At 57.6% G+C, this 19,748-nt stretch carries 19 protein-coding genes, 1 tRNA gene and 1 pseudogene; 9 read left to right on the forward strand and 12 right to left on the reverse strand.

The window, feature by feature from the left end; genetic code table 11:
• Positions 1 to 2 precede the first annotated feature (2 nt).
• Complete coding sequence (locus EOK75_RS16845) at positions 3 to 692, reverse strand: IS6 family transposase (RefSeq protein WP_137195182.1); 690 nt, start codon at positions 690 to 692, stop codon at positions 3 to 5.
• 217 nt (positions 693 to 909) lie between these two features.
• Between EOK75_RS16845 and EOK75_RS16850 the strand changes: the two genes are divergently transcribed.
• Positions 910 to 2,166 (forward strand): aminotransferase class V-fold PLP-dependent enzyme, encoded by a 1,257-nt coding sequence (locus EOK75_RS16850; RefSeq protein WP_137195183.1) that lies wholly within the window; start codon positions 910 to 912, stop codon positions 2,164 to 2,166.
• A 223-nt stretch (positions 2,167 to 2,389) separates the two neighbouring features.
• Here EOK75_RS16850 and EOK75_RS16855 read toward each other — a convergent pair.
• The 8 genes and pseudogenes from EOK75_RS16855 to aspS form a co-directional block, all read right to left on the reverse strand.
• A pseudogene (locus EOK75_RS16855) lies at positions 2,390 to 2,872 on the reverse strand (transposase); the annotation flags it as partial.
• Positions 2,873 to 3,299: 427 nt separating this feature from the next.
• A complete protein-coding gene (locus EOK75_RS16865) occupies positions 3,300 to 3,542 on the reverse strand; it encodes a helix-turn-helix transcriptional regulator (protein WP_137195184.1) in 243 nt (80 codons plus the stop codon).
• Positions 3,543 to 3,782: 240 nt separating this feature from the next.
• Positions 3,783 to 3,858 (reverse strand) — tRNA-Phe (locus EOK75_RS16870).
• Between the two features lie 75 nt (positions 3,859 to 3,933).
• Positions 3,934 to 4,110, reverse strand: coding sequence for a DNA gyrase inhibitor YacG (locus tag EOK75_RS16875; protein WP_137195185.1), 177 nt, complete (start codon positions 4,108 to 4,110; stop codon positions 3,934 to 3,936).
• The gene (locus EOK75_RS16880; RefSeq protein ID WP_137195186.1) at positions 4,107 to 5,141 is read right to left on the reverse strand and encodes a ribonuclease E/G; all 1,035 of its coding nucleotides are present in this window, start codon (positions 5,139 to 5,141) and stop codon (positions 4,107 to 4,109) included. Before EOK75_RS16880 ends, EOK75_RS16875 begins: the two co-directional genes overlap by 4 nt.
• Positions 5,138 to 5,716, reverse strand: a complete 579-nt coding sequence (locus tag EOK75_RS16885; RefSeq protein WP_137195187.1) for a Maf family protein — start codon at positions 5,714 to 5,716, stop codon at positions 5,138 to 5,140. The genes EOK75_RS16880 and EOK75_RS16885 overlap by 4 nt, the downstream gene beginning before the upstream one ends.
• A gap of 3 nt (positions 5,717 to 5,719) precedes the next feature.
• Positions 5,720 to 5,938 (reverse strand): translation initiation factor IF-1, encoded by a 219-nt coding sequence (gene infA / locus EOK75_RS16890; protein ID WP_050527196.1) that lies wholly within the window; start codon positions 5,936 to 5,938, stop codon positions 5,720 to 5,722.
• Between the two features lie 130 nt (positions 5,939 to 6,068).
• Positions 6,069 to 7,844, reverse strand: a complete 1,776-nt coding sequence (gene aspS / locus EOK75_RS16895) for an aspartate--tRNA ligase (protein WP_137195840.1) — start codon at positions 7,842 to 7,844, stop codon at positions 6,069 to 6,071.
• A 171-nt stretch (positions 7,845 to 8,015) separates the two neighbouring features.
• Between aspS and carB the strand changes: the two genes are divergently transcribed.
• Positions 8,016 to 11,345 carry a carbamoyl-phosphate synthase large subunit gene (carB, locus tag EOK75_RS16900; protein ID WP_137195188.1) on the forward strand — a complete coding sequence of 1,110 codons (3,330 nt, stop codon included), beginning with the start codon at positions 8,016 to 8,018 and terminating at the stop codon, positions 11,343 to 11,345.
• A gap of 121 nt (positions 11,346 to 11,466) precedes the next feature.
• Here carB and EOK75_RS16905 read toward each other — a convergent pair whose 3' ends face one another.
• A complete protein-coding gene (locus EOK75_RS16905) occupies positions 11,467 to 11,784 on the reverse strand; it encodes an antibiotic biosynthesis monooxygenase family protein (RefSeq protein WP_137195189.1) in 318 nt (105 codons plus the stop codon).
• Between the two features lie 246 nt (positions 11,785 to 12,030).
• Here EOK75_RS16905 and EOK75_RS16910 point away from each other — a divergent pair, with 246 nt between their 5' ends.
• The 3 genes from EOK75_RS16910 to msrB all read left to right on the forward strand — a co-directional run bounded on the left by EOK75_RS16910 (position 12,031) and on the right by msrB (position 13,853).
• Entirely contained in the window at positions 12,031 to 12,237 is a 207-nt protein-coding gene (locus tag EOK75_RS16910; protein ID WP_137195190.1) for a cold-shock protein, read from the forward strand.
• Positions 12,238 to 12,538: 301 nt separating this feature from the next.
• Positions 12,539 to 13,273, forward strand: coding sequence for a hypothetical protein (locus EOK75_RS16915; RefSeq protein ID WP_137195191.1), 735 nt, complete (start codon positions 12,539 to 12,541; stop codon positions 13,271 to 13,273).
• 94 nt (positions 13,274 to 13,367) lie between these two features.
• Positions 13,368 to 13,853, forward strand: a complete 486-nt coding sequence (gene msrB, locus EOK75_RS16920; protein WP_137195192.1) for a peptide-methionine (R)-S-oxide reductase MsrB — start codon at positions 13,368 to 13,370, stop codon at positions 13,851 to 13,853.
• Positions 13,854 to 13,909: 56 nt separating this feature from the next.
• Here msrB and EOK75_RS16925 read toward each other — a convergent pair whose 3' ends face one another.
• Positions 13,910 to 15,340 carry a Glu/Leu/Phe/Val family dehydrogenase gene (locus tag EOK75_RS16925; protein WP_137195193.1) on the reverse strand — a complete coding sequence of 477 codons (1,431 nt, stop codon included), beginning with the start codon at positions 15,338 to 15,340 and terminating at the stop codon, positions 13,910 to 13,912.
• 398 nt (positions 15,341 to 15,738) lie between these two features.
• Between EOK75_RS16925 and EOK75_RS16930 the strand changes: the two genes are divergently transcribed.
• Genes EOK75_RS16930 through EOK75_RS16940 form a run of 3 tightly spaced genes read left to right on the forward strand, consistent with a single transcriptional unit; the run spans position 15,739 to position 18,454 of the window.
• A complete protein-coding gene (locus tag EOK75_RS16930) occupies positions 15,739 to 17,331 on the forward strand; it encodes a VWA domain-containing protein (RefSeq protein ID WP_137195194.1) in 1,593 nt (530 codons plus the stop codon).
• Positions 17,328 to 17,885: a TadE/TadG family type IV pilus assembly protein gene (locus EOK75_RS16935; RefSeq protein ID WP_240794077.1), complete on the forward strand. Its 558-nt coding sequence runs from the start codon at positions 17,328 to 17,330 to the stop codon at positions 17,883 to 17,885. Before EOK75_RS16930 ends, EOK75_RS16935 begins: the two co-directional genes overlap by 4 nt.
• 11 nt (positions 17,886 to 17,896) lie before the next feature.
• Positions 17,897 to 18,454 carry a TadE/TadG family type IV pilus assembly protein gene (locus tag EOK75_RS16940; RefSeq protein ID WP_137195195.1) on the forward strand — a complete coding sequence of 186 codons (558 nt, stop codon included), beginning with the start codon at positions 17,897 to 17,899 and terminating at the stop codon, positions 18,452 to 18,454.
• On the opposite strand, the gene EOK75_RS16945 is transcribed toward EOK75_RS16940, so the two are convergent.
• Positions 18,455 to 18,979: a hypothetical protein gene (locus EOK75_RS16945; protein ID WP_205965508.1), complete on the reverse strand. Its 525-nt coding sequence runs from the start codon at positions 18,977 to 18,979 to the stop codon at positions 18,455 to 18,457. It abuts the gene before it with no gap.
• 75 nt (positions 18,980 to 19,054) lie between these two features.
• Between EOK75_RS16945 and EOK75_RS16950 the strand changes: the two genes are divergently transcribed.
• Entirely contained in the window at positions 19,055 to 19,747 is a 693-nt protein-coding gene (locus tag EOK75_RS16950) for a metal-dependent hydrolase (RefSeq protein WP_137195197.1), read from the forward strand.
• Position 19,748 lies beyond the last annotated feature (1 nt).

The following is a 19,748-nucleotide window of genomic DNA, read 5'->3' on the forward strand; positions in this document are numbered from 1 at the left end:
TATTACGCCGCGCAAAGGCCGCGCCACTCGTTCAGAGCAGCGGCGCGGTTGGTCTTGAAAGTGTCCCGAGAATAGAGGTGACGTTGCTGGTTGAAATGATTGTAGACGGAGGCGTGAACCGAGACAAACTTCTGCAGACCTCGCATGCCCCGAAATCCAAGCATCGCCCGCTCTTGTCGTCGGAAGGGCAAGTGTGAATTCTCAGCGCGGTTGTTTATCCAGCGGCCAGTTTCCTGCCTTTCAACACCACCCGTCTCTTTCAGCGCGGCACCGTATGAGCGGAGCTTATCAGTGACGAAAATCTCAGGCTGGCCATGTTTACGCATTGCTTTTCTGATGAATTTCAGCGCCGCCTTCTTGTCACGACGCTTGGTAACATAGCTTTCCAGAACCTCGCCCTCGTGATCCACGGCCCGCCAAAGATAGTGCTGCTTGCCGTTGATCTTAACGAAGACCTCGTCCAGATGCCACTGCCAGCGGCTCGATTTCAGCTTCTTGATTTCCGCCGCGAACATCGGGCCAAACCGAAGCCACCAATATCGGACGGTTTCGTGGCAAACGTCGATGCCCCGCTCGTGGAGCAGATCTTCGACGTTGCGAAGCGACAGTGGAAACCGGACATACATCATCACCGCAAGGCTGATGATCTCGGGGCTGGTCTTGAAGTATCGAAAAGGCGAGCGCTTGGTCATGCAGAAAGCCTACGCATCCACCCTGCCCCGCTCAAGCCAATTTCTTCTGACAGCGCCCATGCGCCTGCTTTCAGAAGAGGTCGATCGCGACATGGCCTTTTTGGGGGTAACCACGCCAAACGGAATTCGTGACCATAGACAGGAACCATAACGGCACACGTTGTAACCAAAAAATGCAGGGGTTACCTGTAGGCCATCAGAAAATAGGAAAATGAAAATGATCGAAGACCAAACAGGCCTGCTAGATGAAATCCGCAGCCGCTTTGCCCATGTCGCGACCTGCCCGGTGCAAGGGGATCGCATCTTTTTCGAGAACGGCGGCGGGTCATTGACCCTGAGTTCGGTTGTGGAAACCTCGGTAAGAATGGCAGCAATTCCTGATAACCAAGGCCGTGACAATCCGGCATCCAAAGAGCTGATGCGCCAGATAGCAGCTGCCAAGGCCAAGGCGCATGCTTTCTTCAATGCCAAAAGCGGGCAGGTTTTTGTGGGCGAAAGCGGCACCGAGCTGCTGTTCCGCCTGCTTTCCGTGGCCTGTTTGGGCGCCGAGAAACCCGGCGTGGTGCTGGGCAGCACGTTGGAACATCCTGCCTCCCGCTCAGCCGCTGTGCGTTGGGCGGGCATTGCGGGGCTGAAAGAGGTTGTCGTCGCGCATAATGACGCAACCGGCACCGTTACGGCCGATGACTACCTTTCCGCCATAACCCCCGATGTGAAAGTGGCCACGATTATCCACACGTCCCCCGTCACCGGCATGGGTGTTGATATTGCCGCAATCGCGCAGGCCATCCGCAAAGTGGCACCAGATTGCTTCATCATCGTCGATGGCATCCAACATGCGGCCCACGGCGGGATTGACGTCGATGCGGCGGATATCGACGGATATGTCATCTCTCCCTACAAAGTGTTTTCGAGGCATGGCTATGGCCTTGCCTGGATTTCTGACCGACTGGCCGCGTTACCGCACAATGCGTTGATCGGCGGACCAGAACAGAACTGGGAAATGGGCACTCGTGACACCGGATCCTACGCCACATTTTCGGATGTCGTGGATTATTTCGACTGGCTGGGCAGCCGCTTCACCGACAGCAGCGACTTGCGCATCAAGATTGAGGCCGCAGGGCGGGCAATGAAGGCCCATGAGGCCTCTCTCATCGACGCGATGATGCACGGGACCGGCAACCAGAAAGGGTTGGCCGAACTGGACGGGGTTTCTGTTATCGGCGGCCACAAGAACTCTGCGCGTGAAGGGCTTGTGTGTTTGGCCGTCGCGGGGATGGATTCTGTTGAGGTCGTGAAGCGATTGAATGATCAGGGGATCCGCACCCATGTTCGCAAGGCAGACCACTACTCCGGCAATATCTTGCGCCCGCTGGGGATGGAGTCAGCTGTTCGCGTCTCCTTGGCCCATTACAATAGCCGCGAAGAGGTTGCCCGCTTTCTGGCGGTAATGCGCGGCATTGCCGAAGGCTAGCGCCTAATACCCTGCAAGGTGGCTCTGCGGTACGAATCTGAATACACCGCAGAGCGCCGGAGCGGGTCGACGGCCCAGCTTCAGGTAGTGCAATTGAGTCAAATAAAAGTGGAGCCCGGAGACGGAGGTTGTGTTCCTCCTACAGGCACCGCATCAGCTGGTAGCTCCGGGAGTGTCATGAACTCTGTGTATCTGGTCCGGCCCATGCGGGTTTCAGATACGGTCACGCATTGAAGCGTTCATCGAACATGATAGCGAATTGATTGCGGGCGGCAAACCATTCTCGGACATTTCTGCCGTCCTTTTCAAAATTGCGGATGGCTAAGTATATCAGCTTTGTGGCTGCATCGTCCGTCGGGAACGAGCCCCGTGTCTTGATGGATTTGCGGATGACGCGGTTCAGGCTTTCGATGGCGTTCGTGGTGTAGATGATCTTTCGGATTGCGGGATCAAAGGCGAAGAATGGGATCACCTCTTGCCAAGCTCGACGCCAGGCCGGGGCGATGGACGCATATTTCCCTGCCCATTTTTGCTCAAACGCATCGAGTTGTGCAGCGGCCTGATCGGCGGTTGCGGCCCCGTAAATCGCGCGCAGATCGACTGCGACGGCCTTGCGGTCTTTCCAGGCGCAGAAGTTCAGGGAATGACGCACCAGATGCACGATGCAGGTCTGGACAGCGGCTTCCGGGAAGGCTGCTGTGATGACCCAGCGTACCTGATGCGCCTCGCGCTTGACCAAGCCGTTGGTGCGACGGCGGCGAAAGCGATTACAGATATCTTCGGAACACCAGCAACCGAGAACGAACGCGGTTGGCTTGATGAGCTTCGCGATGCGTCGGACAACAGCGATCCACGTCTGACAGGACGCTCGCGTGCTGTGCTGAGAGGGATCTCCAACAAATGAGCGAACCAATCTTCACTTTGCCAACAGCCCCAGCTGGACCGTGGGATCAGCTAACCGAGAACGAGAAGGCATGGATTGAGTTCATCAGGGTCATCAGCTGCGGCAGTGATCCACAGGTCACACCAGCGCGGGTGAAGGCGCTCAGGGAGCTTCTCGACGCGGGATGAGGCGTTTAGCAGTGGAAAGTCAGCCGTTCCCCTTGGCTGGTCTCGCACCCGAGAGCTAACGGCTAATGGGCTTGCTCCGAAGAAAACAAGAAGTTTGCATTCGTCGCGAAGCAGGTCCGTAAAGTGCTGTCATGCTCGATTATGTCTTTCAATCGCCACCGCGTGCACCCTGGGCCAACTTTAACCGCACGAGGAAAATCTCCGGCACGCTTCCAACGCCAGATCGTGGCGGGTGATACTCGATATCGCTCTGCGACCTCTTCCACAGTCAAATAGATGTCGTCTGTTGCGAAGTGTTTCGTCATCTCTTATCCTCGGCTTACTTCTACATTGGGGTTACATTCCTACTATAGACAGGTTCCGCAAAATCCGCCGTTGGGATTTTTGTTTTTTGACAACGAATCTTTCGTCACGGACGCGCGCACCCTCAGCCACAAACCAAAGCTGCATTTGCGTAAAGTAGTCCAGAGGTAGTCCAGAAACAACAAGACCAACGACATGCAAAAATGCATGTAAGGAAAACTTAATTACTTCAATAGGATAAATGGTGCCCGGAGACGGATTTGAACCGCCGACACGCGGATTTTCAATCCGCTGCTCTACCAACTGAGCTATCCGGGCACGTATCGGGGTATTAGGCCAGCACGCGGGGGCTGTCCAGAGGGTTTAATCAAAAAAACGCATGGACTCCGTAATTTACTGAAGTGGTAGGGTTTGGTCAGGCACATCGTCATCCTCATCCTGTGCCGTGATGGCCGCAGGAATCGCGTAAGAGCCGTTGAGCCACTTGCCAAGGTCAATATCGGCGCAGCGGCGGGAACAAAACGGCTTGTACTTGGGGTCGGTGTCACGGGCGCAAATAGGGCAGCTCATGCAAGCACCTCAGCCAGCGCCAAACGGTCACGTTTGCGGACCAATTCGTATAGCCCCAGCGTGGTCCAACCGACCAGACTGGTCTCTGCCGCGCTGCCCTTGAACGCCGCGCGCAGTACTTGGTCAAGCACTGCACGGTCACGCTTGGGCATCGGGGCGAAATCAATCACGATCTGGCCACCCAGCCCGCGCAGGCGCAGCTGTCGCGGCAGTTCACGAGCCGCGGCGATATTGGCCTTTAGCCCCGCCGCAGGGGTCGTATCGCCACCCGTGTTCACATCGACCGCCAGCAAAGCGCGGGTCGGCTCTATCATCATATGGCCCGATTCCTGCAGCTCCACACGAGGGGAGAGCAGATCATCGATCATTTCCAGCACGCCATAATCGGCGAAACCACCTGTCAGCACTTCATCCGGTGCCGGATCAGCCCAGTCGCGCCATGCCGTCTCCTGCGCGCCCGCACCTTCGACCAACAGTTCAGGGCCGCCATTGATATCGGCCAGAACCGCCTCGGCAAGCTGGCGCATACCTGCGATATCTTCGGCGATATCCTGTGCATCCATACCTTCGCAGGCCGACCGCAAAATAAGCCCGAGGCCCTCGTCTGCGCCCTTCATCCCTGCATCCGCAAGGGTTTCCAGCTCTGCGCGGGTATCCTCATCCCTGATGCGGCGGGAAATATTGCGGCCCGGCGCGCCCGGCGTCACAATCGCATAGCGGCTTTTGAACAAAAGGCGTGTGGTCACGGGCACGGCCTTGCCGCCCTCGGCAGGGCCAGTCACTTGCACCAACAGCCTCGCACCGGGCGCAATGCCTGCGGTTTGACGCAAAAACCCAGAGCCTTCGGGAAGTTTCACAAACACCCCACCTTGGCCCTTCATCGGCCGGTCGGCAACGGCGCGGTAGATGGCACCCGGCAGGGCAGCATCCGTTTCTGGATCAACCAGAAAGTCTTGCAGCTGGCCATCGACCAGCAAAGCGGCGGCAGGACGGCCCTGCACCTCGTCCATAATAACGATGCGGCCCTTCATGGCTGCCCCTTCCAAATTGGATAGCCCGCCGTGACAAGCATCGCGGCAGTTTCGGCCACTGGTAGCCCCATGATTGCGGTATACGATCCGGATATCCAAGGAATAAATGCCCCCGCAAGCCCCTGGATACCATACCCCCCGGCCTTGCCCTGCCAATCATTGCTGGCAAGATAGCTGTTAATCTCGGCATCCGACAGACGCTTCATCTTGACGGCCGAAACCACCTCTCGGGTCCAGATTTGATCACCGCGCCGCACGGCCACAGCGGTGATAACGCTGTGGCGACGACCACCAAGGGCGATCAGAAAGGCCGCAGCCTCACCCGCGTCAACGGGCTTGCCCATGATCCGGCGACCAAGAGCCACCGTGGTATCGGCGCAAAGTGCGATGTCATCGGCCCCGACCTGAACGGCTTGCACTTTTTCACGGGCAATCCGCGCGCAATAGAGGCGCGGTAACTCGCCCTTCAACGGGGTTTCATCAATATCGGGCGGCAAAACAGAATCCGGCACCACACCGATCTGCGCCAGTAATTCACGCCGACGCGGGCTGGCAGAGCCGAGAATCAGACGCATGGATTATTTGAAACGATAGTTGATACGGCCTTTTGACAGGTCATAGGGCGTCATTTCGACCTGAACCTTATCGCCAGCAAGCACGCGGATACGGTTTTTACGCATCTTGCCCGCCATTGTTGCGATCAGCTCGTGGCCGTTCTCAAGTTCGACCTTGAATGTCGCATTGGGCAAGAGTTCCTTTACGACACCGGGGAATTCAAGAATATCTTCTTTGGCCATGGTCACTCCAATAAGTTTGAGCCCGCAAAAATGCAGGCTTTTGCGAGCATATGCGCCCAAAAGGCTCGATTTTCAAGGGAAAAAGCATGGGCAGGACTGCAATGCGCCCCCCTGCCCGCTTGATTTCGCCTCATTCTTTCGGAATCACGCGCAGATGAAGCTCGCGCAATTGTTCGTTCAGCGGTTCGGATGGGGCATCCATCAGCAGGTCCTCGGCGCGCTGGTTCATCGGGAACATGATCACCTCGCGGATGTTGGCCTCTTCGGCCAGCAACATCACGATGCGGTCAATCCCTGCGGCACAGCCACCGTGGGGCGGGGCGCCGTATTTGAACGCCTTGACCATACCACCAAAGCGTTTTTCAACCTCGGAATTCGGATAGCCCGCGATTTCGAACGCTTTAAACATGATCTCTGGCTGGTGATTCCGGATCGCGCCCGAGATCAGCTCATAGCCGTTGCAGGCAAGGTCATACTGATAACCCAGCACATCCAGCGGATCGCCATCCAGCGCCTCCATCCCGCCCTGCGGCATCGAGAACGGGTTGTGGCTGAAGTCGATCTTGCCCTCGTCGTCTTTCTCATACATCGGGAAATCGACGATCCACGCAAAGCGGAATGTATCGGTTTCGGTCAGCTTCAACTCGTTGCCGATCTCGTTGCGGGCACGGCCAGCGACGGCTTCGAACTGTTCAGGCTTGCCGCCGAGGAAGAAGGCGGCGTCGCCCTCATTCAGGTCAAGCTGTTGGCGGATTGCCTCGGTACGTTCTGGGCCGATGTTTTTGGCCAAGGGACCAGCGGCCTCCATCTGGCCGTCTTCACCTTTGCGCCAGAAAATATAGCCCATGCCCGGCAGGCCTTGCTGTTGTGCAAAGGCGTTCATCCGGTCGCAGAACTTGCGGCTGCCGCCCGTTGGTGCGGGAATAGCGCGGATTTCAGTGTCTTCATTTTCCAGCAGCTTGGCAAAGATCGCAAAGCCGGAGCCGCGGAAATGCTCGGACACTTCTTGCATTTTGATCGGGTTGCGCAGGTCGGGTTTATCCGATCCGTACAATTTCAGCGCGTCCTTATAGGCGATCAACGGCCAGTCGGCATCGACTTTCTTTCCCTTACCGAACTCCTCAAAGATCCCCTGAACAACGGGTTGCACGGCGGCAAACACGTCCTCTTGGCGGACAAAAGACATCTCCATATCAAGCTGATAGAAGTCGGTGGGCGAGCGGTCTGCGCGCGGGTCCTCATCGCGGAAACAAGGCGCGATCTGGAAATATTTATCGAAACCCGACACCATGATCAGCTGTTTGAACTGCTGCGGTGCCTGCGGCAGGGCATAGAATTTGCCGGGATGCAGGCGCGATGGCACCAAAAAGTCCCGCGCACCTTCGGGGCTGGACGCGGTGATGATCGGGGTTTGAAACTCGTTAAAGCCCAAGTCCCACATACGGTTGCGGATGGACCGCACAACGTTTGAGCGCAGCATCATATTGGCGTGCAGCTTTTCGCGGCGCAGGTCGAGGAAACGGTAGGTCAGGCGGGTCTCTTCGGGATAATCCACCTCACCGAAAACCGGCATCGGCAATTCATCCGACGCGCCCAGCACTTCCATCTCGCGGATATAAACCTCAATCTCGCCGGTGGGCAGCTTGGGGTTCACAAGGCTTGCATCGCGCGCCTTCACGGTGCCGTCGATGCGGATCACCCATTCGGCGCGCACTTTTTCCAAAGCAGCAAAGGCCGGGCTATCGCTGTCGGCCAGAATCTGCGTCACGCCGTAATGATCGCGCAAATCGATGAACAAAACGCCGCCGTGATCTCGCACCCGATGCACCCAGCCTGACAGGCGAATATCCTGCCCGACATTGCTGGCGTTGAGTTGGGCGCAAGTGTGGCTGCGGTAGGCGTGCATCATCATTCCCTTTCCAAGGGCTGGTTTTCCGGTTGACCGTGATACACATCGCGCGGGCGGTGAAGTCAAGCCCGCGTAACGTCAGAACGGCCCTCTGCGCCATTTCGGCCCTTGCACCCCCGCGCACGCTGGCTATAACCCCCGAAGTTTTGCGCAGTTTGGGGGCCGATCATGCCGAAGAGAACCGATATCCAATCTATCATGATTATTGGAGCGGGGCCTATCGTCATTGGCCAAGCCTGCGAGTTTGACTATTCCGGCGCTCAGGCCTGCAAGGCGCTGCGCGAAGAGGGATATCGCGTCATCCTCGTCAACTCCAATCCAGCGACGATCATGACCGATCCGGGGTTAGCGGATGCGACCTATATCGAGCCGATCACCCCCGAAGTGGTCGCCAAGATCATCGAAAAAGAGCGCCCCGATGCGCTGTTGCCCACCATGGGCGGGCAGACCGGTTTGAACACCGCCTTGGCGCTGGCCGATATGGGCGTGTTGGAAAAGTACAATGTTGAGCTGATCGGCGCCAAGCGCGAAGCCATTGAGATGGCAGAAGATCGCAAATTGTTCCGTGAGGCGATGGACCGCATCGGGTTGGAAAACCCCAAGGCAACCATCGTCGCCGCGCCGAAAATGGCCAATGGCAAATATGACATCAACGCCGGTGTGGCCGAGGCGATGGCCGCGATTGAGTATGTTGGCCTGCCCGCGATCATCCGCCCCGCCTTTACGCTTGGAGGTACCGGCGGCGGTGTTGCCTATAACCGCGACGACTATGAGGCGATTTGCCGGAGCGGCCTTGAGGCCAGCCCGATGGCGCAGATTTTGGTCGATGAGTCGCTGCTGGGATGGAAAGAGTTTGAGATGGAGGTGGTGCGCGACACTGCCGACAACGCCATCATCATCTGCGCGATTGAAAATATCGACCCGATGGGCGTGCATACCGGCGACAGTATCACCGTGGCCCCTGCCCTGACGCTGACCGATAAAGAATATCAGATGATGCGCTCTGCCTCTATCGCCGTGCTGCGCGAGATTGGCGTAGAAACCGGCGGTTCCAACGTGCAATGGGCGGTGAACCCCGTCGACGGCCGTATGGTTGTGATCGAGATGAACCCCCGTGTGTCGCGCTCTTCGGCGCTGGCATCCAAGGCGACGGGCTTCCCGATTGCCAAGATCGCGGCGAAGCTGGCTGTCGGCTATACGCTGGACGAATTGGACAACGATATCACCAAGGTGACGCCTGCGTCGTTCGAGCCGTCGATCGATTATGTCGTCACCAAGATCCCGCGCTTTGCTTTTGAAAAGTTCCCGGGATCAGAGCCGCATCTGACAACGGCGATGAAATCGGTGGGCGAGGTGATGGCGATTGGCCGCACCATCCACGAATCGATGCAAAAGGCGCTGGCCTCGCTGGAAACAGGCCTGTCGGGTTTTGATGAGATCGAAATTCCCGGCGCGCCCGACCGCGCCGCGATCTTCAAGGCGCTCAGCCTGCAAACCCCCGACCGTTTGCGCGTAATCGCCCAAGCCATGCGGTTTGGCCTGAGCAATGATGAAATTCAGGGCGCGACCTCTTTTGATCCGTGGTTCCTTGCCCGTATCCGCGAGATCATCGACGCCGAAGAAGAGATTCGCACCAAGGGCCTGCCCACGGATGCCGATGGGCTGCGCAGCGTGAAAATGCTTGGCTTTACCGATGCCCGTCTGGCGATGCTAACGGGTCAGGACGAGGGTCAGATCCGTCGGTCGCGCCACAGCCTTGGCGTCAACGCCGTCTTCAAACGCATCGACACCTGCGCCGCCGAGTTTGAGGCCCAGACCCCCTATATGTATTCCACCTATGAGGCCCCCGCGATGGGCGAGGCGGAATGCGAAGCGCGGCCCTCGGATGCCAAAAAGGTGGTTATCCTTGGCGGCGGCCCCAACCGGATCGGGCAAGGGATCGAGTTTGATTATTGCTGCTGTCATGCCTGCTATGCCCTGACGGCGGCGGGGTATGAGACGATCATGATCAACTGCAACCCGGAAACGGTTTCAACCGATTATGACACCTCGGACCGGCTGTATTTTGAGCCGCTGACGTTGGAACATGTTCTGGAAATTTTGCGCGTAGAGCGTGAAAACGGTACCCTGCACGGTGTCATCGTTCAGTTCGGCGGGCAGACCCCGTTGAAACTGGCGAATGCCTTGGAAGAGGCCGGTATCCCGATCCTTGGCACCACACCCGATGCCATCGATCTGGCCGAAGATCGTGAGCGCTTCCAACAACTTCTGACCAAGCTTGGCCTCCGCCAGCCCCATAACGGTACGGCACGGTCGCGCGATGAAGCCTTTGCCGTTGCCGCCGATGTGGGCTATCCATTGGTCATTCGGCCCTCGTTTGTTTTGGGTGGCCGCGCGATGGAGATTATCCGCGACGACGCACAGCTTGAACGCTATATCCGCGAGGCGGTGCAGGTTTCGGGCAACAACCCCGTATTGCTCGACAGCTATCTTTCGGGCGCGATCGAGGTTGATGTCGATGCGCTGTCCGACGGACATAACGTGCATGTCGCGGGCATCATGGAGCATATCGAAGAGGCCGGCGTGCACTCTGGCGACAGTGCCTGTTCGCTGCCGCCGCATTCCCTTTCACCCGCGATGATCGAAGAGCTGAAAGTGCAAACGGTCGCCATGGCCCGCGCGCTGAAGGTGGTCGGGTTGATGAACGTGCAATTCGCGCTGAAAGGCAATGATATCTATGTGTTGGAGGTAAACCCCCGCGCATCCCGCACAGTGCCGTTCGTGGCCAAAGCGACCGATAGCGCCATTGCCTCCATCGCCGCCCGCCTGATGGCCGGAGAGCCGCTGTCGAACTTCCCGCTACGCGCGCCTTATGCAAGCGATGTCGGCCCCGATACCGACCTGCCGCTGGCCGACCCGATGACCTTGGCCGATCCGATCACGCCATGGTTTTCCGTAAAAGAGGCCGTGCTGCCCTTCGCGCGATTCCCCGGCGTCGACCCGCTCTTGGGGCCAGAGATGCGCTCCACCGGTGAGGTTATGGGCTGGGATCGCACCTTTGCGCTGGCCTTCCTCAAGGCGCAAATGGGGGCGGGCAATGACCTGCCGGAAACCGGCCGTGTGTTCCTGTCGATCAAAGACATGGACAAAACCGATGCCATGGCAAATGCGGCCCGCGATCTTGTGGCGATGGGGTTCGAGATTGTCGCAACCAAGGGCACCGCGACGTGGCTGGCCTCGGTCGGGGCGGCGGCAACGCCTGTGAATAAGGTTTATGAGGGCCGCCCGAACATCGTCGACCGGTTGAAAAACAACGACATAGCCTTGGTGATGAACACGACAGAGGGCACTCAGGCCATCAGCGACAGCCGCGAAATCCGGCGCGTCGCCTTGATGGACAAGATCCCCTACTTCACCACCGCAGCAGGCTCCATCGCCGCCGTAAGCGCCATGAAAGCGCGGAGCGAGGGGATCGGGGTCCGCACGTTGCAGGGGTAAGGCAAACGGCCCCGTCAGGTAGGATATCAAACACGCCTGACACAGGGCCTACGCCTTTCGCATTTTCCAAGCATCAGCAGCCTGCCCCTCAAGGGCGGGCTGCTTTTACATCATCACGCCCTTAATAAACCTCACCCACCTCATACATGACCGGCTCAAACCGGCTGCACAGACCCGCAATGATGCGATTGCGTTCGCGCATCTCGGGGGTGCGCAGCATCGCCTGAAAATCTTCGCGACGCTGCCATTTGGAATAATTCGCGATCCGGGTCTGTGCATCATTCATATGTAGACCCGCCCCCAAAAAGCCGGGTTGGCGGCTAATGAACTCTGCATAGGCACAATTCAGGGCCTCCATCAGGTCTGCGGCGGTTCCGGGCGTCATTTCAAATGTGGTGATTACAGTTTGTCCGTCGAAATTTTTCTCAATCACTGGCATGGTTTGGCCCTCCTCTCGGGCCATCATGGCACAAATCGCAATGCCGTATACCGGATTTTTACAAGCTAAAATGATCAATTTTCCCGAATCCCTTGCGTTAATAGGCGAACACCCCTATGTTCTTCATTGCAACGTTAACTCTGCCGACCATTGCCTTTCCGTCTTACGGCCACAGCAACTGGATTCTTAGCTGACGTGCCGCGCCGCCGCATAGTGTGGGTGGAACAAAAGACAGGAGATCTCACGATGGCCAAAGGCACCGTGAAATGGTTCAACGAAACTAAAGGCTTCGGCTTTATTGCCCCCGAAGGCAGCAGCAAAGATGTGTTCGTACACATCTCGGCTTTGGAACGCGCTGGTTTGCGCACCTTGGCTGATGGCGCTGCTGTGACCTTCGATATCGAAGCAGGCCGTGACGGTCGCGAATCCGCGACTAACCTCACGCTGGATTAATCTGCTTCTCCCGATTTATCGGGCGGAATTTAGAAGGGCGGGCAGTTTTGTCCGCCCTTTTTTTATGGATTCTGGGCGATGCGCCCCACTTTTCGGCCGCATTGCACCCCCAAAGGCGTGCATCGCGAATCACCCACGCCCTAAAGTTGAACCAGCACAACGACTGCCTGTACAGAAAAGCTTGGTCTGCACATTAATTCCACCATTTCTGACGACAGAAACCGGCCGCACCTCCGTAGAAAAAGAGGCTGCTAACAATCCCGGCAGCGTATGAGGCGCCAAACGGCCGGAGACGATTGCAATGACTGGAAACCCTTCCCTATCTTCGACCGCGCAAACCAATATCCAAGGGCGCGGGCAAATGCCGGGAGCTATTGTGATCGTGACCATTCTCTGGTTGGCTTCAAGTCAGGGGTATTACCAGATAGTCGCCACATTGGGCCTGGAAAGCGGTTATGACAATGCACCCGTGCTATTCGCCGCCTACTATCTTGGCTGGGCCGCACTTACGCTTTGGCTGTTCCGCACCCTGATCACCACCAGCCTGAACCAAAGCACGCTGGCCCGCGAAGGGGTGATGTTGCTGCCCGTTTTGGCAGGCTTTGCACTCTTTGTGGTCTATGGTTTACCCTTGCTGCCAAAAGTATCCATCCTGCGCGCGCCCTTTGATCCGCCCGAATTCATGTTCGCCTCCGCTTGGTATTACCTGCCAAAATCGGCCGACATCCTGTTTCAACAAACATTGGCGGCAGGGATTATTCTAACTGCGGCAAGGTCGGGCTATCGTTTGCTGCCCATCACAATCGGGATGGCAATGGCTTTTGGCGGTTTCCATCTACTGCTGGCCTTTGACGGGTTTACGCCGACATATGTTTTCCGTTTCACCCTCTCAGCCACCCTTTTCGGGGCGTTGCTACCCTATCTCTACCTGCATGCCCGCCACGGGTTTCGCTGGGCTTACGCGCTTCATTGGGGATATTACGCCCTTGATGCGACCGTTACCCACTTCATTCTGGCGGCCCCGCCATGGGCCTAACGCAGAATACGACGGTCACAGGCTTGTGCCTTGATGTGATGCGACCTTTGCACCAGTTCTGTCCTATATTCGGTAGGAGTATAAGGAGTACACCATGCTTTCACGCCGCAGTCTATTGACCACCACGCTTGCCGCCGCCGGGCTTTGCGCCTTGCCAGCCTGGGCAGCTGAATTCGAGATCACCTTCACGCCCGCAGAGTGGAAGGCCAGACTATCCCCTGCCCAATATGCGGTGCTGCGGGAGGAAGCGACAGAACGCGCATTCTCCAACACCCTAAAAGGCGAAACCTCACCGCTTTTGAAAGAGGCGCGCGAAGGCAATTATCATTGCGCAGGGTGTGACTTGCCCGTTTATGCATCGGCCACGAAATATGACAGCGGCACCGGATGGCCCAGCTTTTACGCCGCCATCGAAGGGGCTGTTGGCACGAAAGAGGATAACAGCCTGTTCAGCCGCCGCACCGAGGTACATTGCCGCCGCTGTGGCGGGCATCTTGGCCACATCTTTGATGACGGCCCACAGCCGACAGGCAAGCGTCATTGCCTCAACGGTTTGGCAATGACCTTTACGCCCGCCTGAACCAACACGCATATGTTGCGCCACAGGGACCGGAAGTGCCGGACCCTGTGGCCAGATTACAGCCCTTTGGATTGATAGGTCGCCGCTACCCGACTGATGGAGACAATATAAGCTGCAACGCGCAGATCCTCGACATCATTGCGCCCGTGCCACACCTCACGCATCGCCTGATAGGCCGTCCGCATCGTATCATCGAGACCGGAGCGCACCAGTTCCAACTCTCCGGCACCCTTGAGGTACTTGCTCTTGAAACCCGGTGACATGGTCCAGCCCAGGCCCTTATCGCTTGATAGCCTCTCCAGCTCGTTCACCAGCAAGACATGGCGCGCCTCTTCGGCACGACGCTGCATCCGGCCAAAACGGATATGGCTCAGGTTCTTGACCCATTCAAAATAAGAGACCGTGACACCGCCCGCATTGGCATACATATCGGGAATGATCACCACACCCTTTTTGCGCAACACCTCATCTGCCCCAAAAGTGATCGGGCCATTCGCAGCCTCGATGATCAGCTTGGCCTTGATCCGCGCGGCATTGCTCAGGTTGATGACCCCTTCCAGCGCCGCCGGAATCAGAACGTCACACTCCTTTTCCAGCACCACGGCACCCTCTTCAACATAGGTGCCTTGCGCATAACCTTTGACAGAGCCGTGCTTGACGATCCACTGGCGCAGATCTTCAATATCGATGCCGTCATCGTTAACGATGGCACCGTCCCATTCGATCACCGCGACAATCTTGGCCCCGTCCTCCTCGGACAGGAATTTGGCGGCGTGATAGCCAACGTTGCCCAAGCCCTGAACGATAACCTTCTTGCCGTCCAGATCACCCGAGAGCCCCGCCAGCGCCTTATCTTCCGGATGGCGGAAGAATTCTTGCAGCGCGTATTGCACGCCGCGCCCCGTTGCCTCGACCCGGCCCTGAATACCGCCCGCATGCGGTGGCTTGCCGGTGACACAGGCCTTGGCGTTGATGTCGGCGGTATGCATCCGCGCGTATTGATCGGCAATCCATGCCATCTCACGCTCTCCGGTGCCCATGTCGGGCGCGGGGACGTTTTGCGCCGGATTGATAAGGTCACGTTTGATCAGCTCATAGGCGAAACGGCGGGTGATGGATTCCAGCTCGTGCGGCTCCCACGCGCGGGGATCAATGCAAAGCCCACCCTTGGAGCCGCCAAACGGCGTCTCTACCAGCGCGCATTTATAGGTCATCAAGGCGGCAAGCGCCTCTACCTCGTTTTGGTTAACCGAAAGCGCATAACGGATACCGCCTTTCACCGGCTCCATATGTTCGGAATGAACCGAGCGGTAGCCGGTAAAGGTCTCGATCTTGCCACGCAACCGCACCCCAAAACGCACGGTATAGGTGGAGTTACAAACCTTGATCTTTTGTTCCAGACCGGGGCTCAGGTCCATCAGCGCGGTCGCGCGGTTGAACATCAAATCAACTGAGTCGCGAAAGCTCGGCTCGCCAGAATTTTGCATATGATCCTCCTTTGATCGCCCGTTGCGCAAAAAACGGGCGCCTTCCAAGGTAAGTCTAGCGAAGATTGCCTAAATTTCCAGCACAGAAACGCCAAAACGCGGCGAAGAGCGGAGGCCCCCGTAACGGGCGGAACTGCTGATTCTACGGGCTGTCATTTCGGCGGCTGCATTAACCATAGGGCAAATTTTCAGCCGCGCCAAAAATCTGCGTTGTCACGCCCTGATCGACAATGCCGCGCCACAACCCCGACAGTTTCCATACGTATCGATTTGTCGATATTTTCAACCGAAAACGCCACATTTTTGCCCCACGTCACGCGCCAATTAGGGCTGGGAAAAGCTGTATCTGCGTCCGGAATTAACATCCTTCGGGCGTAGGCGTATCAAGGAATTTCATCATGAAAAGCGTATTTGAGCTGAGGCTGCCAGCGACCACATCACAGGGTTATCCTTTCAGCCTTCACGGGATGAGGGGCCGTTTGCGTAGCTTTAAACGGCGCGAAGATGGCGCGTTGCTTATATTCGGCATTGTGTTGTTTGTCCTGATGACGATGCTGGGCGGCCTTGCTGTTGACCTGATGCGGTACGAACAACGCCGGACGGAATTGCAGCAAACGCTGGACCGGTCGGTTCTGGCGGCCGCTGCAATTAACCAGCAACTCGACCCCGAAGCCGTGGTAAACGACTATTTCGACAAGGCCGGCCTTTCCGAATACCTGCATGATGTCAAAGCCGAGACCGGCCTGAACTACCGGACGGTGACGGCCTCGGCAAAATCAACGCTGAAACCGTTCTTCATGCAAATGATCGGCATCAACAGCCTGACACCTGCCGCCGCCTCTGGCGCCGAGCAGCGTATCTCCAACATCGAAGTGTCACTGGTGCTGGATATCTCCGGCTCCATGCGGGGATCGCGCATCGATAACCTGCGCCCCGCCGCGCGGGAATTCGTGACGGCGGTCCTTGGCAGTTCCAGTCCGGGCCGCGTGTCCATCTCCATCATCCCTTATAACGCGCAGGTCAACATTGGCCGCCCGATGATGAATTCCTTCAACGTAGACGCGAACCACGATAGCTCTTCCTGTATCGAACTACCGGATTCTGTCTTTAGTTCCATCGATCTGTCGACCACGACGAAGTTCCGGCACAATGCCCATTTCGACCCCTATTACACGCGGTCAGGGGCCTCTAGCCTGCTGTACAACTGCCCTCCGCAAAGCGGGAATGAGGTTGTTGCCCTTAGCCAAAGCACGACAGAACTACACAACTCCATCGACAGCCTATACGCCGATGGCAACACGTCGATTGATGTTGGCGTTAAATGGGGCGCGCTTTTGCTGAACCATAACGCGAACTCGGTTGTGTCCGACCTAGTTACCGCCGGTGAGGTCGAGGCCGTGTTCAACAATCGCCCGCTGGATGCAGGCAGCATCCAGACCTTAAAAGTTCTGGTCGTGATGACGGATGGCCAAAACACCACCGAGTACAAGATCGACGATCCCTACAACTCCGGCTTGTCCAACATCTGGCGGAATGACGAAAACGGCAGGGTTTCGGTCTATTTCAACCGTTCCGGCAGCTATGACTGGTGGTGGCCACGTACCGGCGGGTGGAACACCTATCGCGATGGCGGAAACTCCGATTCCCGCCAACTGGAATGGCCCGAGGTGTGGGAAGAATACTCGGTACGCTATGTTGCCCAGTACTTTTACGCGAATGCCCTGGGCCACAGCTCCAGCAGCTGGCAAAACGCGTTTATGGATTGGGTCAGCTCTACCAAAAACAGCCGGTTGCAGCAGATTTGCAGCGCCGCCAAGGCAGACGGGATTGTGGTTTACGGGATCGGCTTTGAAGCGCCGACAAACGGCCGCAACCAACTGCGGGCCTGCGCCACCACGGACAGCCACTATTTCGACGCCAGCGGGCTAGAGATCACCAGCGCATTCCGCGCGATTGCCAATAACATCAGCCAATTGAGGTTGACGCAATGATACGCCAAATCACCCCCGCCATCCTGCGGCGGCTTCGCAAACGCATCTTGCACACCATCCGGGCCGAGGACGGTGTTGCCTCGCTGGAATTTGTTCTGGCCATTCCCGTGATCCTCGCCGTTTTCATGGCCTCGATGGAATCGGGCGTATTGATGACCCGTTTCATCATGTTGGAGCAATCGGTGGATATGGTCATGCGCAACCTGCGTCTGGGCCAATACCCAAACCCCGACGCTGACCTGTTGAAAGACGAGATTTGCAGCCGCACCGTCATTATGAACGACTGCAAACAAGCCATCTCGATCGAGATGATGCCGATCAGCACCACAGCATGGAACATGCCGGGCAACAACATGGGCTGTGTCGACCGCGAGGATAACGTGCAGCCCGCGTTGACCTTCGACCCCGGGGCCGCGCATGAGATCATGCTGGTGCGCGTCTGCGTGGTTCAGGATGCGGTCTTCCCGACCACCGGCATCGGGCTCAAGCTGCCCAAGGACGGTCAGGGTGGATACGGGCTTGTTGCTATGTCGGCCTTTGTGAACGAACCGTAAGGAATACCGAGATGTCATTAATAACCAAAGCGCTTCGCCGGTTCACGCAGAATGAAGAAGGCTCAGTCATCGTCGAGGCCGTGATGGTCGTACCCATGCTCGCTTGGGCCTATGCCGGGTTGTTCAGTTACTGGGATGCCTACCGCAGCATCAATACGGTACAAAAGGCATCCTATACGATTTCGGATCTGATCTCCCGCAGCCAGGGGCCGGTGAACGACGCCTATATTGCCGGTATGCGCAACACCATGAACTATATGCTGGACGCCGGTGATGCGGGGCAGATCCGTGTCACCTCCTATCGGTGGAGTGACCTCGACAATGCCTATACGATAATCTTTTCCCGCTCCCCCAACGGGGCGATGCCACAGTTGACCGATGCCGATTTGCTTACCCTGACCGCAAATTTGCCGACCCTGGCCGATGGTGATGCCGCCGTGCTGGTGGAAACGCATGTCCCCTATACCGCCCCGATGGCCTTTGGTCTGGCTCCGGAAGCGATTGACCAGTTTATCGTCACACGGCCACGCTTTTTACCAAAGCTTTGCCATGAGGCCGAGGACTGCTGATCACAGCCCGCGTCTGGCGACCAGATCGGTGATGGCCTCGGCCATATAGCGCCCGGGTTGCGCAGGGGTGACACCACCCACACCCAGCCGCGACCCGACCCGCCACCAAAGGCCGGGCGCCCAAGCGCCCCCCATGCCCTTGGTCAGGATCAGCGAAAACCCATGCGTGGGCTTAAAGGCGAACGCCCCGCGTGACACCTCGCGGATATTCGCCACCTCGGCCAACAAGCGCCCGTTGCTATCGCGCAGCGCCGTTTGCGTCAGGATGAGGCCAATCCGCGTGGCAGCCCACATCCGGTAAGCGCCGTAAATCAACAACACTCCGGCGGCCAATACCGCGATCCGCAACACCATCTGATCCCGCGAAATATCCATGGCAACGCCGATCAACAACGCCCCGAATGCCCCCTGCGTCACAACACCGGCCACCCGACGGGGCAGTGAAGGGGTCAACCGCGCCAATACACTGTCTTCATCCATCGCCATATCCATTCCATCTGTTTCACCCGCTATAACATGTTGCACCCGAAGCGCCAGCACGCCCATTGACCCTGCCCCCACTCCTCGCCAAACTGGCGCAAAACGGTACAGGAGCGTCACATGCAACTCACTTGGCTTGGCCATTCCGGCTTTCGTCTGGCAATCGAAAACGCGGTTATATTGATCGATCCGTTCCTCAGCGGAAATCCGGTCTTTCCCGCCGAGCAGCGCGCCAAGGCCATCACAGGTGCAACCCATATCCTGCTGACCCATGGCCATGGCGATCATGCCGGCGATGCCGCAGCGATTTCCAAAGAGACCGGCGCCACGGTTGCCTGTATCCATGAGCTGTCCCAGATCCTCGCCGAGGACGGCGCCACGACGCTTGGCTTTGGCAAGGGCGGCACCATTGATCTCAACGGTGCCAAGGTGACGATGGTCAACGCCTGCCATTCCTCCTCGATCGATTACAAAGACGGGCTGCCCACCCCCGCCGGATCAGAGGCCGGCTTTATGATCGCGGGCGAAGGCCACACGATCTATGTTTCCGGCGACACCGACATCATGGCCGATATGGAGTGGATGGGCGACCTACACGCCCCCGATATCGGCATCCTTTGTGCAGGCGGGCATTATACGATGGATGTGGCCCGCGCAGCCTATGCGGCCAAACGGTACTTCAATTTTAAAACCATAATCCCTTGTCACTATCGCACCTTCCCGCTGCTGGCCCAATCGGCGCAAGTGCTGATCGATGCCCTGCCGGATGTGAAGGTGATCGAACCCGAAGTGATGCAAACCATCACGCTCTAGG

The organism is Pseudorhodobacter turbinis (assembly GCF_005234135.1).
Lineage (GTDB): Bacteria > Pseudomonadota > Alphaproteobacteria > Rhodobacterales > Rhodobacteraceae > Pseudorhodobacter > Pseudorhodobacter turbinis.